This is a genomic window from Salipiger sp., from assembly GCF_059781815.1.
This window is the reverse complement of record NZ_JBYNAH010000032.1, coordinates 15,084-29,655: the sequence shown is the minus strand read 5'-3', so window position 1 is coordinate 29,655 and position 14,572 is coordinate 15,084. Positions and strand designations below refer to the sequence as shown.

Genomic DNA, 14,572 nt, shown 5'->3' with positions numbered 1-14,572 from the left:
GGCCGAGACCGTCGATGCCCCGCGCGTCGCGATCGACACCGCACGCCTCGGCGGCTCGATCTCGCTCACAGGCGGCCGCATCGACGAGCTGATCCTGAAGGACTACACCGTCACCCTCGACGAGGGCTCGCCCAACGTGCAGATCCTCGAGCCGGTCGGTGACAGCAACCCCTATTACGCGCTCTATGGCTGGGCCCCGGGCTCGGGCCTCGGCCTCGAGGACGTCCCCGGCGCCAATACCGCCTGGCAGATCGAATCCGGTGAGACGCTCGGCACCGACAGCCCCGTCACCCTGCGCTGGGAAAGCCCCGCCGGCCTGATCTTCCGCCGCACCATCGCGGTCGACGAGGATTTCATGTTCTCGGTCACCCAGTCGGTCGAGAACGCGAGCGAGGGCACCGTTTCCGCCGCTCCCTACGGCATCATCGCCCGCCATGGCGAGCCGGCCGACCAGAAAAACTTCTTCGTCCTGCACGAGGGTGTCGTTGCGATCGCCGATGGCAAGCTGACGGAAATCGGCTACTCCGACATGCCCGACATGGACATCAACCAGAACGAGGGCGCCCGCGCCGAGGTCACCCAGGTGACCGAGAACGGCTGGATCGGCTTCACCGACCACTACTGGATGACCACGCTGATCCCGCAGCAGGGCGCGCCGTTCAAGCAGGCCGCGAAGTATGACGAGCGCCGCGACATCTACCAGACCGAGGCGGTGCTGCCGACCATGACCCTCGCCCCCGGCGAGACCCAGGAGGTCACCACCCAGCTCTTCGCCGGCGCGAAGGAATACGAGACCATCCGCGATTACGAGGATGCCGGCGTCGTGCGCTTCATCGACTCGATCGACTGGGGCTGGTTCTTCTTCCTCACCAAGCCGATCTTCTGGCTGCTGCACCACATCCACGCGCTGATCGGCAACATGGGCTGGTCGATCATCGGCCTGACCCTGATCATCAAGGCGATCCTGTTCCCCCTGGCCTTCAAATCCTACGTCTCGATGGCGAAGATGAAGGAGCTTCAGCCGGAGATGGAGAAGCTCAAGGAGAAGGCCGGCGACGACCGCCAGAAGCTCCAGCAGGAGATGATGGCGCTCTACAAGAAGGAAAAGGTCAACCCGGCCTCGGGCTGTCTGCCGATCCTGCTGCAGATCCCGATCTTCTTCTCTCTCTACAAGGTGATCTTCGTGGCCTTCGAGCTGCGCCACGCGGCATGGTTCGGCCCGTTCCAGGATCTCTCGACCCCGGACCCGACCTCGCTGTTCAACCTGTTCGGCCTGCTGCCCTGGGCCGCGCCCGAGCCGGGCAGCACCCTGGCGCTCGTGTTCATCGGCATCCTGCCGCTGCTGCTCGGCATCTCGATGTGGCTGCAGCAGAAGCTGAACCCGGCGCCCGCCGACCCGACGCAGAAGATGATCTTCGCCTGGATGCCGTGGGTGTTCATGTTCATGCTCGGCGGCTTCGCCAGCGGGCTCGTCGTCTACTGGATCACCAACAACACCATCACCTTCACCCAGCAATACCTGATCATGCGCAGCCAGGGCTACAAGCCCGACGTGTTCGGCAACATCAAGTCGGGCTTCAAGCGCAAGGCCAAGGCTGACGGCGACGCCAAGGGCAAATGACCGCAAGGCTCGCCCAGATCGCGCGCTACCCGATCAAGGGGATCGGCATCGAGCCCCTTGAGACGGTGATCCTGGACAAGGATGCGCCCATGCCCGGAGACCGGGCATGGGCGCTTCAGCACGTGCATGCCCCGGAAGAGCTCGGCTGGCTGCCGCGCAAGAACTTCCTCGTGGTGGCCGACGGCCCGGCGCTGGCGCAGGTCCGCGCCCGCACCGAGGCAGACGGCCGCATCGCGCTCTCCCATCCCGACCGCCCCGACATCGCCGTCGCCCCCGGCAGCGACGGGCCGGCGCTCAGCAGTTGGGTGCGCCCGCTCTGGCCCGAGACCGCGCCGGCGCCGCGCCTGCTCGTCCCCGCCCCGCCCCAGGGCATGGGCGACAATGGCCACGCCGAGCTGTCGATCCTCAGCCTCGCCAGCCTGCGCGCCCTCGAGGAGCGCATGGGCCGGGCGCTGCAGATCGAACGCTTCCGCGGCAACCTGATTCTCGACGGGCTCGCCCCCTGGGCCGAGTTCGACTGGATCGGCAAGCGCCTGCGCATCGGCGATGTCGAGCTCGAGATCACCGAGCGCATTGAACGCTGCCGCGCCACCGAGGCCAGCCCCGAGACCGGCCAGCGCGACGCCGAGCCGGTGCGGGCGCTGCATACCGGCTGGGGCCACCGCGATTTCGGGGTCTATGCGCGGGTCACGAAGGGCGGCATGATCGCCACAGGCAACGAGGTTACCCCGATATGACATCGCTTCCCTTCCCGCTCGCCAAAGAGCCCGATGACGACGCCCGCGAGGCGGCGCGCAAGCTCTTTGCCGGCGAAGTCGATTTCCTCAAGGGCGTGGTCGCCATGGACGGTCTGCCGCCCGACGACCGCGTCGAGGTCTGCTTTGCGGGCCGGTCCAATGTCGGCAAGTCGAGCCTGATCAACGCGCTCACCGGCCGCAAGGGGCTGGCGCGGGCGTCGAACACGCCGGGCCGCACCCAGGAGATCAACTTCTTCACCCTGGGCGACGAGCGCTACCTCGTCGATCTTCCGGGCTATGGCTTTGCCAACGCGCCGGTCTCGGTGGTCGAGAAATGGCAGCGCCTACTCAAGCAATATCTCTCGGGCCGGGTCTCGCTGCGACGGGCCTTCGTGCTGATCGACGCGCGCCATGGCGTGAAGGCGGTCGACGAGGAGATCATGACCCTGCTCGACCGCTCGGCGGTGACCTTCCAAGCGGTGCTGACCAAGGCCGACAAGGTCAAGGAGAAGGACCGTGAGAAGGTGCTGGCGCAGGTGCGCGAGAAGCTCGCCAAGCACCCGGCGGCGTTTCCCGAACTGGTGCTGACCAGTTCCGAGAAGGGTGACGGCATCGCCCTTCTGCGCGCCATCATCGCAGGGCTCGACTGAGAAAACTCTTCCGCGAAGAGTTTTCGCCCGCCAGCCGCGAGGAAAGATTTTTCGTACGAAAAATCTTGCGTCCCACGCGGTCATCCCGGACACAGGAAGGCAAATCGACCGCATCGGAAGGATGCCTTCTAGACATGAAGCAGCAAAAGATGAACCGAGACTGGATCGCCACCGCCCGCACGCTCAACGAAGCCCTCCCCTACATGCAGCGCTATACCGGCGCCGTGGTGGTGGTGAAGTTCGGCGGCAATGCCATGGGCGACGACGAGGCCATGGCCGAGTTCGCCCGGGACATCGTTCTGATGCGTCAGGTCGGCGTGAACCCGGTGGTGGTGCATGGCGGCGGTCCGATGATCAACGACATGCTCAAGCGGCTCAACATCGAGAGCCATTTCGTGCGCGGCAAGCGGGTCACCGACAAGGCCACCGTCGAGGTGGTCGAGATGGTGCTGACCGGGCTGGTGAACAAGCGAATCGTGCAGGCCATCATGGACGAGGGCGGCCGCGCGGTCGGCCTTTCGGGCAAGGATGACGATCTCATCGTCTGCGAGCCCGACGATCCGGAACTGGGCTTCGTCGGCCGTCCGATCGAGATGAACGTGCAGGTGCTGCGCGATCTCTTCGACGCCGGCATCATCCCCGTCGTGGCCCCCGTGGCCACCGGCACCGAGGTCACCGAGACCTACAACGTCAACGGCGACACCGCCGCCGGCGCTATCGCCGGCGCGCTGAAGGCCGACCGGCTGCTGCTTCTCACCGATGTCTCGGGCGTCAAGAACGCCAGCGGCGAGGTGGTGACGGCGATGACCCCGGAAGAGGTGCGCGCGATGATCGCCGACGGCACCATCGCCGGCGGCATGATCCCCAAGACCGAGACCGCCCTGAAGGCGATCGAGGAGGGCGTGCGCGCGGTGGTGATCCTCGACGGGCGGGTGTCCAATGCCTGCCTGCTCGAGCTCTTCACCGAGCACGGCGCCGGCTCGCTGATCCGCTCCGCCGACCTGCCGCCGGTGCGTTCGCGCGAGTGAGCCTCGCGGCGCTGTCCGAGGCAGCCCGCGCCTGCGGCCTCGCCCTGCGCGGGGCCTTTCATCCCCGTCCCGAAGATCGCGCGCCCGAGGGCACCGGCACGCTGGTGCTGCTCGGGCCGGATGAGCCGGGCTTCTGGCCGCTCTTCGAGGCCTCTCCCGAACAGGCCGATGCCCTCCCCGATCCGCTCGACCGCTGGTCGGCACGGGTTCTGGGCCGGCTGGCGCGACAGTTCGGCGGCACGGCGGTGCTGCCCTCGGACGGGCCTCCCTGGCCGCCCTTCCTGCACTGGGCCGCGCGCACGGGAGAGGCCTTCCCCTCCCCCATCGGGCTCTCAGTGCACGCAACGATCGGCCTGTTGATCAGTTATCGCGGCGCCATCGCCCTCCCCGACCGCCTCGAGCTGGCAGCCCCGGCGCCCTCCCCCTGCGAAACCTGCACCACGCGCCCCTGCGCCACGGCCTGCCCGGTCGGCGCGCTGAGCGCCAAGGCCCTCTATGACGTCGCCGCCTGCCAGCGCTTCCTGCGCAGCGCAGACGGCGAGAACTGTCGCGAACAGGGCTGCCGCGCCCGCCGCGCCTGCCCGCTGTCGCACAGCCTTCAGAGGCGCGACCAACAGGCGGCTTTTCACATGGCCGCCTTCATGGGAAACTGGGACGGCAGCTAGGGAGGGAGCGCATGAAACGACTGATCCTCATGCGACACGCCAAGTCGGACTGGTCGTCCGGCGGCGCCGATCACCAGCGCCCGCTCAACAAGCGTGGCCGCAAGAGCGCGAAAGCGCTGGGAGACTGGCTGCGCGCGCAGGGGCTGGCGCCGGATCAGGCGCTGTGCTCGAGCGCCACGCGCACCCGCGAGACCCTTGCCCTGCTCGATACGCAGGCCGAGGCGCGCTACGAGGACCGGCTCTATCACGCTGGCCCGGTGGCGATGCTCAAGTGCCTCACCGAGGCCGTGGGCGATACGGTGATCATGGTCGGGCATAACCCGGGCATCGCCGAATTCGCCGATGAGCTGATGGCAGATCCGCCGCGCCACCCGCGCTTTGCCGACTACCCCACCGGCGCCACGCTGGTGGCCGAGTTCGAAATCGACGACTGGTCGCAGCTCGAACCCGCCACCGGCATCGCCAAAGGCTTCGTCATCCCGCGCGAGTTGCTCGAGGAAAGCGAGGCCTGACAAAGCGAGGCCTGAACGGCCTCACTTGCCGTCGTCGGTCATCTCGGGCGGGTGATCGTAGATCGCCCAGCCGTATTCGCGGCCCGATTCCGGGAGATCCTTCCGGCGCACCTTGTCCTGCATGTAGGTCTTGGCGATGAAGTTCGCGGTGATCGGCGCGGTGAGGAACAGGAACAGCGTGATCAGCAGTTCATGAAACGAAAGCTGGTTCTCGATCAGCAGGAAATAGAGCATCGAGCCGATCAGCGCGCCGCCGACCCCGACGGTGGTCGCCTTAGTCGGCGCGTGCAGGCGCTGCATGGTGTTCTTCAGCCGGATCAGCCCGATCGAGCCCACCAGCGCAAAGATCCCCCCGACCACGAGGAAGAAGGCCACCAGAAGTTCGGCCAGCAGGGACAGGTCCTGATCCATCAGATCCTCCTTACTCGATGATGTCGCCGCGCAGGATGAAGCGGCACAGGGCGACGGTTGAGACGAAACCGACCATGGCAATCAGCATCGAGGCTTCGAAGTAGATCGCGGTGCCCTGCCAGATGCCGTAGAGCACGATCAGCGCGATGAAGTTGATCACCATGGTGTCGAGGGCGAGGATGCGGTCCGCCTGGGTCGGCCCCACCAGCATGCGCCACATGGTCGAGAGCAGGCCAAAGCCGAAACAGGCGAAGGCGAAGTACAAGGCATAGGTGACGATCATCGGAAGATCTCCATCAGGCGGCGCTCGTAGCGGCTCTTGATCTCGTCCCGGATGGCATCCGGGTCATCGGTGTGCAGCGCGTGCACCAGAAGGCTGCCGCCGTCGGCCGCCAGCGTCGCCGAGACGGTGCCCGGCGTCATGGTGATGGTCCCCGCGAGCACGGTAATCGCCTCGGGCGAGCGCAGCTCGAGCGGCACCACGACCCATTGCGAGCGGATCTTGTCGTTGCGCTTGAACAGCACGATCGCGGCGACCTCGAAATTGGCCACGATGATGTCCCAGAGCACCACGAGGGCGTATTCGGCAGCCATCAGCGGCGCCCGCAGCTTGGGACGGTTGGGCCAGTAGGGGGCCGTCATCGCCGGGATCACAACGCCGAACACCACGCCGAGGAACAGGTTGCCGAGCGTGACCTTGTTGACCAGAGCCAGCCAGACGATGACCAGCGTCAGCGACAGGATCGGGTGCGGAAAGACGCGTCGCAGCATGGTCAGTGGCCCTCCTCAGGCGATGTGCCCTCGTCCGGGCTGTCCCCGTGGGAGGCCTCCTCGCCAGAGGCGTCCCCATGCGTCTCCTCGCCGTGGGTGTCCTTCTTCGACGACGGATCCTTGGTCCCATCCTGGTCGACCAGCACCGCGGTGACATAGGCGATGGGATCGAAGAGCTGCTCGGCGGTGGCCTTCATGTGGCGCGCCACCGGCCCGGCAAAGATCGTCAGCGCGGCGAGCGAGGCCAGCGCCAGGATGCTCGGCGCGGCCAGCATCGGGCCGATCGTGTTCGCGGGGGGCCGCTCCTCCTCGGGTTCGGGCTCCATCGGCCCTGCCAGCTCGGGAGAGGTCGATTTCCAGAACAGCAGGCTGCCGGCGCGCACGAAGCCGACGATGGTCAGCAGCGACCCCACCAGAACCACGGTCCAGACCAGCCAAGTATAATCCGCCACCCGCAGCGCATCGAGCACCAGAAGCTTGCCGAGGAAGCCGCTCAGCGGCGGCATGCCGGCGATACCGATGGCGGCGGCGAAGAACAGCGCCGCGAGGAAGCCGTTCTGCACCGTGGCCGGGGCCACCTTGAGCAGGTCGCCGCTGTCGCGCCGGGTCAGCAGCAGGTCGGCCACGAGGAACAGCGCCGCGGTCGCCATGGTCGAGTGCAGCAGGTAGTAGAGCGCCGCGGTCGCGGCATAGGGATTGAAGGCCGAGACCGCGAGCATCAGCGTGCCGGTCGAGCCCAGCACCGCGAAGGCGATGAGCGGCATCAGCCGCCGTGCGCCCATCACCCCGAAGCCGCCGATGGCCACCGTCACCAGCGCCGCCGGCATCAGCCAGTCCTGTGACAGGGTGCCGATGGCGCCTGCGTCGGGGCCGAAGACCACGGTGTGCATGCGCAGGATGGCGTAGGCGCCGACCTTGGTCATGATGGCGAACAGCGCCGCCACCGGGGCGGGCGCGTTGGCATAGGTGCCGGGCAGCCAGAACTGCACCGGGAACAGCGCCGCCTTCACCGCGAAGACGATCATCAGCAGCATCGAGGCCACGCGCACCAGCGCCGCCTCCTCGACCGGGATCTCGCGCACCTTCACCGACAGGTCGGCGATGTTGAGCGTGCCGGTGGTGGCGTAAAGCGTGCCGAGCGCGATCAGGAACAGGCTCGATCCGGCGAGGTTCATGATGACGTATTGCAGGCCGGATTTCAGCCGCGCCTTGCCGCCGCTGTGGATCGCGAGCCCGTAGGAGGCGATCAGCAGGATCTCGAACAGCACGAAGAGGTTGAAGGCGTCGCCGGTCAGGAAGGCACCGCAGATGCCCATCAGCTGGAACTGCATCAGCGCGTGGAAATGCCGCCCCCGCGTGTCCCAGCCGCTCGCGGCCGCGTGCATCAGCACGATCAGCCCCAGCACCGAGGTCAGCAGGATGAGCAGCGCCGAAAGCCGGTCGAGCACCAGCACGATGCCGAAGGGCGCAGGCCAGGCGCCGAGGCGGTAGACATGCACGCTGCCATCGGCCGAGAGCATGAACAGCCCCGCCGCGATGGCGGTCAGCACCACCGCCCCGGCCAGCGAGGCGGCGCGCTGCAGGGTGATGTCATGGCGCATGACGAAGGCGATGACCGGTGCGAGCAGCGCCGGAAGCACGACCGGAGCGATGATCCAGTGATTCACGTGTCACCCTCCCCGCGCGTCTCGTCGTCGATGTTGACCCGGTCGTCGCCGGTCTCGAGCGCCGCGCCGAGCGCGATCAGCACCAGCACGGCGGTCATGCCGAAGGAGATCACGATCGCCGTTAGCACCAGCGCCTGCGGCAGCGGATCGGTATAGGCCGAGGCGCCGTCGTTGAGCACCGGCGGCACGCCCACGGCCAGACGGCCGGTGGCAAAGACGAAGACGTTGACCGCGTAGGTCAGCAGCGTCAGCCCAAGGATGACCGGAAAGGCCCGCAGCCGCAGGATCAGGTAGACCCCCGCAGCGGTCAGGCCGCCAATCGTGGTTGCCACGACAAGTTCCATGTTACTGCTCGTCCTTCTTGTCGGCCTCTACTGCGGCGTCGACGCGCCGCGAGGGGTCGTAATCCATCGGCTCCAGGTTCACCGTCTCGCCGGCGTAGCGCGCCATCCGCGACAGGCTGTAGAGCATCAGCATCACCGCCCCGAGCACGGTCAGGAACACGCCAAGGTCGAACAGCATGGCGGTGGCCAGCTCGAACTCCTCGAAGGGCGGGATGGTGAAATAGCCGAAAGCGCTGGTCAGGAACGGCGCCCCGGCAAGCCAGGCGCCGGCGCCGGTCAGCCCGGCGATGATGACGCCCCAGCCGATCATCGCGTGATACTCGAAGCGCTTGCGCTCCTGCGTCCAGGCAAAGCCCGAGGCCATGTACTGCATCAGCAGCGCGATCGAGATCACCAGCCCCGAGACGAAGCCGCCGCCGGGCAGGTTGTGGCCGCGCAGGAAGATGTAGACGCCGACCAGAGCCGCGATCGGCATCATCACGCGGGTCGCAACCACCATCATCAGCGGGTGCCGGTCGCGCGAGCGGTCGGGCGGGAAGGTCCAGTTGCGCAGGCGGCGCGAGGCCGGACCGTTGAGCAGCGCCTCCATCAGCGCGTAGAGCGTCAGGCCGGCGATGCCGAGCACCACGATCTCGCCGTAGGTGTCATAGCCCCGGAAGTCGACGAGGATCACGTTCACCACGTTGGTGCCGCCGCCGCCTTTGTAGGAGTTGGCAAGATGGTAGTCCGAGATCGAACTCACGTCGGTCAGCATGAAGCTGTAGGCCAGCGCCGCGACCGCGGCCCCCGCCACCACGGCGATCACACCGTCACGGATGCGCATCGAAAGCGGACTCTCGAGCGGCGTGTACTTGGGCAGGAAGTGCAGCGCCAGGAGCATCAGCATCACCGTCACGGTGTCGACCGAGATCTGGGTCAGCGCGAGATCCGGCGCCGAGAGGTAGACGAAGCCCGCCGAGACCATGAGGCCGACCACGCTCACCAGGATCAGGGTCCGGAAGCGGTTGCGGTGGGCAAACACCGTTGCCAGCGTCGCCAGCATGGTCAGCACGAAGCCCACGGCCACCAGCGGCGGGACGGGGAGCAACTCGCGCGTCGGCGCCTGGGTGCCCCCGCCCTGATAGGCGGCAAAGCCCAGCAGCACCGTGGCGACCACGAAGATCGCCAGATAGCGGCTGATGGCGCCGTTATGGCTGACCTCGACCAGCCAGCGCGAGGCCACGGCGACACGGGCCATCACCCAGTCGAACATCGCCTTGGCCTCGGGGCGCGGCGCGCGCTGCCAGGCGCGGTCGAGCGGGCGGTGCAGGTAGAGCAGGAAGGCCCCGCCGGCCACCGCGATGATCGACATGAAGAGCGCCGGCGTCACGCCGTGCCAGAGCTTGAGATGCACGTGCTCGGCCGTGCCCCCGGTGACCGCCGCACTTGCGACGTCGACGATGGGTCCGGCAAAGACCATCGGGAAGAGGCCGATCAGCACCACCATCGCCGAGAGGAAGGCCGGGGCCAGCAGCATGCCGGTGGGCGGGTCGTGCGGGTGATGCGGGTAGTCGTCGCGCACCGGGCCAAAGAAGGTGTGACCGATGAAGCGGAAGGAATAGGCCACCGAGAGCAGCGCGCCGGTGGTGGCAAGGATGATGATCGGCCACTCGCCGCCCCACCAGTCGGTATGCGCGGCCTCTTCCAGCATCAGCTCCTTCGACATGAAGCCGTTGAGCGGCGGAATGCCCGCCATCGACAGCGCCGCCACCACGGCGATCAGCGCCGTCGCGGGCATCAGGCTCGCAAGCCCGCCGAGGCGCTTGATGTCGCGGGTATGGGTCTCGTGATCGACGATGCCGGCGCTCATGAACAGCGCCGCCTTGAAGGTCAGGTGGTTGAGGATGTGGAACACCGCCACCGTCGCCGCCATCGGCGTGCCGAAGCCCAGCAGCATGGTCAGCAGGCCAAGGTGGCTCACGGTCGAAAAGGCCAGCAGCGCCTTGAGATCGTCCTTGAAGAGCGCGATCAGCGCGCCGATCACCATGGTGATCAGACCCACGGTCGAGACGATGTAGAACCACGCATCGGTGCCCGCGAGCGCGGGCCACATGCGCGCCATCAGGAACACGCCTGCCTTCACCATCGTCGCCGAGTGCAGGTAGGCCGAGACCGGCGTCGGCGCCGCCATGGCGTGTGGCAGCCAGAAATGGAACGGGAACTGCGCCGACTTGGTGAAGGCACCGAGCAGGATCAGGATCAGCGCCGGCAGGTAAGCGTCCGAGGCGCGGATCTCGTCGCCATGCTGCAGGATCACCGTCAGGTCATAGCTGCCGACGATATTGCCAAGGATCAGCATCCCCGCGATCATCGCGAGGCCCCCTGCCCCGGTGACCGTCAGCGCCATGCGGGCGCCCTGACGGCCCTCGGGCAAGTGCTTCCAGTAGCCGATCAGCAGGAAGGACGACAGCGAGGTCAGCTCCCAGAACACCAGCAGCAGCAGGATGTTGTCGGACACCGAGATGCCGAGCATCGCGCCCTGAAACAGCAGCAGGTAGGTGTAGAACTGCCCCATCGGATCGTCGCCCGAGAGGTAGAACCGGGCATAAAGCGTGATCAGCAGCCCCATGCCGAGGATCATCCCGGCAAACAGCAGCCCCAGACCGTCGAGGAAGAAATTCGCGTTCAGCCCGAGCATCGGAAGCCACTCGATGCGGGCGGTGACGGTGCCGCCCTGCATGACCTCGGGGGCCAGCACGCCAAGGAAGACCAGTGCCAACAGGGTTGGAACGGCGGTGAACGTGGCGCAAGCATCGCGCCCCGCACGGATCATCAGCCCCGGCACCAAGGCGCCGATAAAGGGCAACAATACCATGACGGCCAAAAGTCCGCTGCCTGAAACCATCCCTGTTCCTTCGTCTTCTCCGCCGGGGCCTCTGCGGACCGATGACGGGGTGCGTTCGCGATTATTGTCGTACTTTTAGTAGGTATTCTTTCCCACTATTCAATATTTGCGCACAAAAATCGCCCCTTGCGGCGCCCGGAATTGGCGATTGTTTCGCTTGACGAACCGCGCCTCTGCGTGATTGCCACCCAGGCTCATTTGCGACAAGGTATCACGATGCGCCTTTTCGATAGAAAATCATGATCGCCAAGCTCGAAATGCTCATTGCCCTCGCGCGCGAGCAGCATTTCGGCCGGGCCGCCGAGAGCCTCGGCATCACCCAGCCCTCGCTCTCCACCGGCATCCGCCAGCTCGAGGAACAGCTCGGGGTCAAGCTGGTCAGCCGCGGCTCGCGGTTCGGCGGGCTGACCCCCGAGGGCCAGCGCGCTCTGATCCGCGCCCGGCAGATCGTCGGCGACACACGGCGGCTGCGCGACGAGATGCGCGCCTCGCGCGAGGGACTCGCGGGCAACCTGCGGCTGGCGGTGATCCCCACGGCGCTGACATGGGCCTCGCGGCTGGTCACCGGATTCACCGCGCGGCATCCGAATGTCAGCTTCACGGTGCTGTCGCGCGCCTCGGCCGAGATCCTGTCGCTGCTCGACGATCTCGAGATCGATGTCGGCATCACCTATCTCGACAACGAGCCGCTGGGACGGGTCACCACCCGCCCGCTCTATGCCGAGAGCTACACGCTGGTCTGCCGCCCCGATCATCCCTTCGCCAAAGGCGGCCCGATCGGCTGGGAGGCGCTTGGCGCGGCGCGGCTCTGCCTGCTGACGCCGGACATGCAGAACCGCCGCATCATCAACCGCCATTTCATGGAGGCCGGGATCGGCCCGGCGGCGCTGATCGAATCGAACTCGACAGTGGTGCTGGTGGCCAACGTCCTGCACGGCGACTGGGTCACCATCCTGCCCGACGATCTCGCGCGGTTCCTCTGCGAGGGCAAGCCGCTGGCGGTGGTGCCGCTCAAGAGCGAGGGCGCCGCCCCGGGCGTCGGGCTGATCGCGCCGCATCAGGAGCCCTATACCCCCGTTCTGCAAGCGCTTCTCGACGAGGCGGAGGGGCTGACGCGGCCCGCATTTTGATAGCTAAAGGCTATCAACTGACGGAACAGCGATATTGATTCATAAATCATGGATCTGGCAAAACCGTTGAAATCCATGGGAGGAGAAGCCCGAATGCGCCACTCGCACCCGACATCGGAAGAGCTGCAGGCCCTGATCGACGCGCAGATGCACCTCGAAGGGCCTCTGCTGCCGATCCTGCACGCCATTCAGGACGCCTGCGGGCACGTCCCCGAGGCGGCGCTGCCGCTGATCGCCGAGACGCTGAACCTGAGCCGCGCCGAGGTGCACGGGGTGATGTCGTTCTACCACGATTTCCGCAAGGCCCCCGCCGGCCGCCACGTGGTCAAGATCTGCCGCGCCGAGGCCTGCCAGTCGATGGGCGCGAATGCGCTCTCCGAGGCGGTGCTGGGCAAGCTCGGCATCGGCTGGGGCGGCACCACGCCCGACGGGCGGGTGACGGTGGAGGCGGTCTATTGCCTCGGTCTCTGCGCCTGCGCGCCCGCCGCGATGGTCGGCGACCGGCTCATCGCCCGGGCCGACGCCGCCCGCATCGACGCCGAGCTGGAGGGTGCGGCATGAAGATCTGGGTTCCCATGGACAGCGCCGCCAAGGCGCTTGGCGCCGAGGATGTGGTCGCGGCGATCCGTGCCGAGGCCGAGACGCGCGGCATCGAGATCGAGATCGCGCGCAACGGCTCGCGCGGGATGATCTGGCTCGAGCCGCTGGTCGAGGTCGAAACGCCCGAGGGCCGCATGGCCTATGGTCCGATGACCCCGGCGGATGTCTCGGCGCTGTTCGAGGACGGCCACGAGAAGGCGCTCGGGCTGACCGAAGAGCTCGACTGGATGAAGCGCCAGACCCGGCTGACCTTTGCCCGCTGCGGCCTCACCGATCCGCTGTCGCTCCCGCAGTACGAGGCCCATGGCGGCCTCGCGGGCCTGCGCCGCGCCATCGGCATGAAGGCCGAGGAGATCATCGACGAGGTCAAGCTCTCGGGCCTGCGCGGTCGCGGCGGGGCGGGCTTCCCGACCGGCATCAAGTGGGACACCGTTCGCATGGCCCATGCGGACCGCAAGTACATCGTCTGCAACGCCGACGAGGGTGACAGCGGCACCTTCGCCGACCGCATGATCATCGAGGGCGACCCGTTCTGCCTGATCGAGGGCATGGCGATCGCCGGCATCGGCTGCCACGCCGAGAAGGGCTTCGTCTACCTGCGCTCGGAATATCCCGATGCCATCGCGGTGCTGAGCCGCGCCATCGAGATCGCCCGCGCCGCGGGCGTGCTGGGCCCGGACGTGCTGGGATCGGGCCACGCCTTCGACATGGAGGTGCGCGTCGGCGCCGGGGCCTATGTCTGCGGCGAGGAGACCTCGCTCTTGAACTCGCTCGAGGGCAAGCGCGGCGTGGTCCGCGCCAAGCCGCCGCTGCCGGCGCTCGAGGGCGCCTTCGGCAAGCCCACCGTCGTCAACAACGTCATCTCGCTCGCCACCGTGCCGGTGATCTTCGAGAAGGGCGCCGAGCACTACGCCAATTTTGGCCTAGGGCGCTCCAAGGGCACAATTCCGCTGCAGATCGCTGGCAATGTCCGCCATGGCGGCCTCTTCGAGACCGCCTTCGGCATGAGCCTTGGCCAGATCGTCGAGGACTTGGGCGGCGGCACCGCTTCGGGCCGCGCGGTCAAGGCGGTGCAGGTCGGCGGCCCGCTCGGCGCCTATCTCAGCCCGGAGCAGTTCGACACGCCCTTTGGCTACGAGGAGTTCGACGGCCAGGGCGCGCTGATCGGCCATGCCGGGCTCGTGGTGTTCGACGACAGCGCCGACATGCTGGGCATGGCGCGGTTTGCCATGGAGTTCTGCGCCGTGGAGAGCTGCGGCAAATGCACCCCCTGCCGCATCGGCGCGGTGCGCGGCGTCGAGACGCTGGACCGCATCGCCGCCGGCGACGCCGGGGCGATCCCGCTGCTCACCGATCTCTGCGAGACCATGCAGGACGGCTCGCTCTGCGCGCTGGGAGGCTTCACGCCCTACCCGGTGATGTCGGCGCTGCGGCTGTTCCCGGAGGAGTTCGGGGCGGTCCGGGAAGCGGCGGAATGACGGGGCACGGTGGCGTGACGGGTTTCGCCTTGCCTGCGGCAAGACGACCGGTCGGGGGGCCAGCCCCCCGAACC

15 protein-coding genes are annotated in these 14,572 nt (G+C 67.2%); 9 read left to right on the top strand and 6 right to left on the bottom strand.

Features of this window, described 5'->3' with window-relative positions; all coding sequences use genetic code 11:
• The 6 genes from yidC to AC6RA4_RS05810 all read left to right on the top strand — a co-directional run.
• Window positions 1-1,621: membrane protein insertase YidC (gene yidC / locus AC6RA4_RS05835; RefSeq protein WP_500158317.1), on the top strand; the 1,621-nt coding region annotated here is incomplete at its 5' end.
• Window positions 1,618-2,358, top strand: coding sequence for an MOSC domain-containing protein (locus AC6RA4_RS05830; protein ID WP_500158315.1), 741 nt, complete (start codon window positions 1,618-1,620; stop codon window positions 2,356-2,358). The genes yidC and AC6RA4_RS05830, both read left to right, overlap by 4 nt.
• Entirely contained in the window at window positions 2,355-3,008 is a 654-nt protein-coding gene (yihA, locus tag AC6RA4_RS05825; RefSeq protein WP_500158313.1) for a ribosome biogenesis GTP-binding protein YihA/YsxC, read from the top strand. The genes AC6RA4_RS05830 and yihA overlap by 4 nt, the downstream gene beginning before the upstream one ends.
• Window positions 3,009-3,142: 134 nt before the next feature.
• On the top strand, window positions 3,143-4,036 hold the full coding sequence (gene argB, locus AC6RA4_RS05820) for an acetylglutamate kinase (RefSeq protein ID WP_500158311.1): 894 nt from the start codon (window positions 3,143-3,145) through the stop codon (window positions 4,034-4,036).
• A complete protein-coding gene (locus tag AC6RA4_RS05815; protein WP_500158309.1) occupies window positions 4,033-4,701 on the top strand; it encodes a ferredoxin in 669 nt (222 codons plus the stop codon). The genes argB and AC6RA4_RS05815 overlap by 4 nt, the downstream gene beginning before the upstream one ends.
• 11 nt (window positions 4,702-4,712) lie before the next feature.
• The gene (locus AC6RA4_RS05810; protein ID WP_500158308.1) at window positions 4,713-5,213 is read left to right on the top strand and encodes a SixA phosphatase family protein; all 501 of its coding nucleotides are present in this window, start codon (window positions 4,713-4,715) and stop codon (window positions 5,211-5,213) included.
• 21 nt (window positions 5,214-5,234) lie between these two features.
• Here the strand turns inward: AC6RA4_RS05810 and AC6RA4_RS05805 are convergent, their stop codons facing one another.
• From AC6RA4_RS05805 to AC6RA4_RS05780, 6 genes are read right to left on the bottom strand one after another with little or no spacing between them, the layout of a single operon-like run.
• Window positions 5,235-5,624: a Na+/H+ antiporter subunit G gene (locus AC6RA4_RS05805; protein ID WP_500158306.1), complete on the bottom strand. Its 390-nt coding sequence runs from the start codon at window positions 5,622-5,624 to the stop codon at window positions 5,235-5,237.
• 10 nt (window positions 5,625-5,634) lie between these two features.
• Complete coding sequence (locus AC6RA4_RS05800) at window positions 5,635-5,904, bottom strand: K+/H+ antiporter subunit F (RefSeq protein ID WP_500158319.1); 270 nt, start codon at window positions 5,902-5,904, stop codon at window positions 5,635-5,637.
• Window positions 5,904-6,395: a Na+/H+ antiporter subunit E gene (locus tag AC6RA4_RS05795; protein WP_500158304.1), complete on the bottom strand. Its 492-nt coding sequence runs from the start codon at window positions 6,393-6,395 to the stop codon at window positions 5,904-5,906. Before AC6RA4_RS05795 ends, AC6RA4_RS05800 begins: the two co-directional genes overlap by 1 nt.
• Before the next feature lie 2 nt (window positions 6,396-6,397).
• Window positions 6,398-8,062, bottom strand: coding sequence for a monovalent cation/H+ antiporter subunit D (locus AC6RA4_RS05790; RefSeq protein ID WP_500158302.1), 1,665 nt, complete (start codon window positions 8,060-8,062; stop codon window positions 6,398-6,400).
• Complete coding sequence (locus AC6RA4_RS05785) at window positions 8,059-8,406, bottom strand: Na+/H+ antiporter subunit C (protein WP_500158300.1); 348 nt, start codon at window positions 8,404-8,406, stop codon at window positions 8,059-8,061. The genes AC6RA4_RS05790 and AC6RA4_RS05785 overlap by 4 nt, the downstream gene beginning before the upstream one ends.
• 1 nt (window position 8,407) lies before the next feature.
• A complete protein-coding gene (locus AC6RA4_RS05780) occupies window positions 8,408-11,290 on the bottom strand; it encodes a monovalent cation/H+ antiporter subunit A (RefSeq protein ID WP_500158298.1) in 2,883 nt (960 codons plus the stop codon).
• A gap of 239 nt (window positions 11,291-11,529) precedes the next feature.
• Between AC6RA4_RS05780 and AC6RA4_RS05775 the strand changes: the two genes are divergently transcribed.
• From AC6RA4_RS05775 to AC6RA4_RS05765, 3 genes are all read left to right on the top strand, one after another.
• Window positions 11,530-12,420, top strand: a complete 891-nt coding sequence (locus AC6RA4_RS05775; protein ID WP_500158296.1) for a LysR family transcriptional regulator — start codon at window positions 11,530-11,532, stop codon at window positions 12,418-12,420.
• 93 nt (window positions 12,421-12,513) lie between these two features.
• Window positions 12,514-12,981 carry a formate dehydrogenase subunit gamma gene (locus tag AC6RA4_RS05770; RefSeq protein ID WP_500158294.1) on the top strand — a complete coding sequence of 156 codons (468 nt, stop codon included), beginning with the start codon at window positions 12,514-12,516 and terminating at the stop codon, window positions 12,979-12,981.
• On the top strand, window positions 12,978-14,498 hold the full coding sequence (locus tag AC6RA4_RS05765; RefSeq protein WP_500158292.1) for a formate dehydrogenase beta subunit: 1,521 nt from the start codon (window positions 12,978-12,980) through the stop codon (window positions 14,496-14,498). Before AC6RA4_RS05770 ends, AC6RA4_RS05765 begins: the two co-directional genes overlap by 4 nt.
• Window positions 14,499-14,572 lie beyond the last annotated feature (74 nt).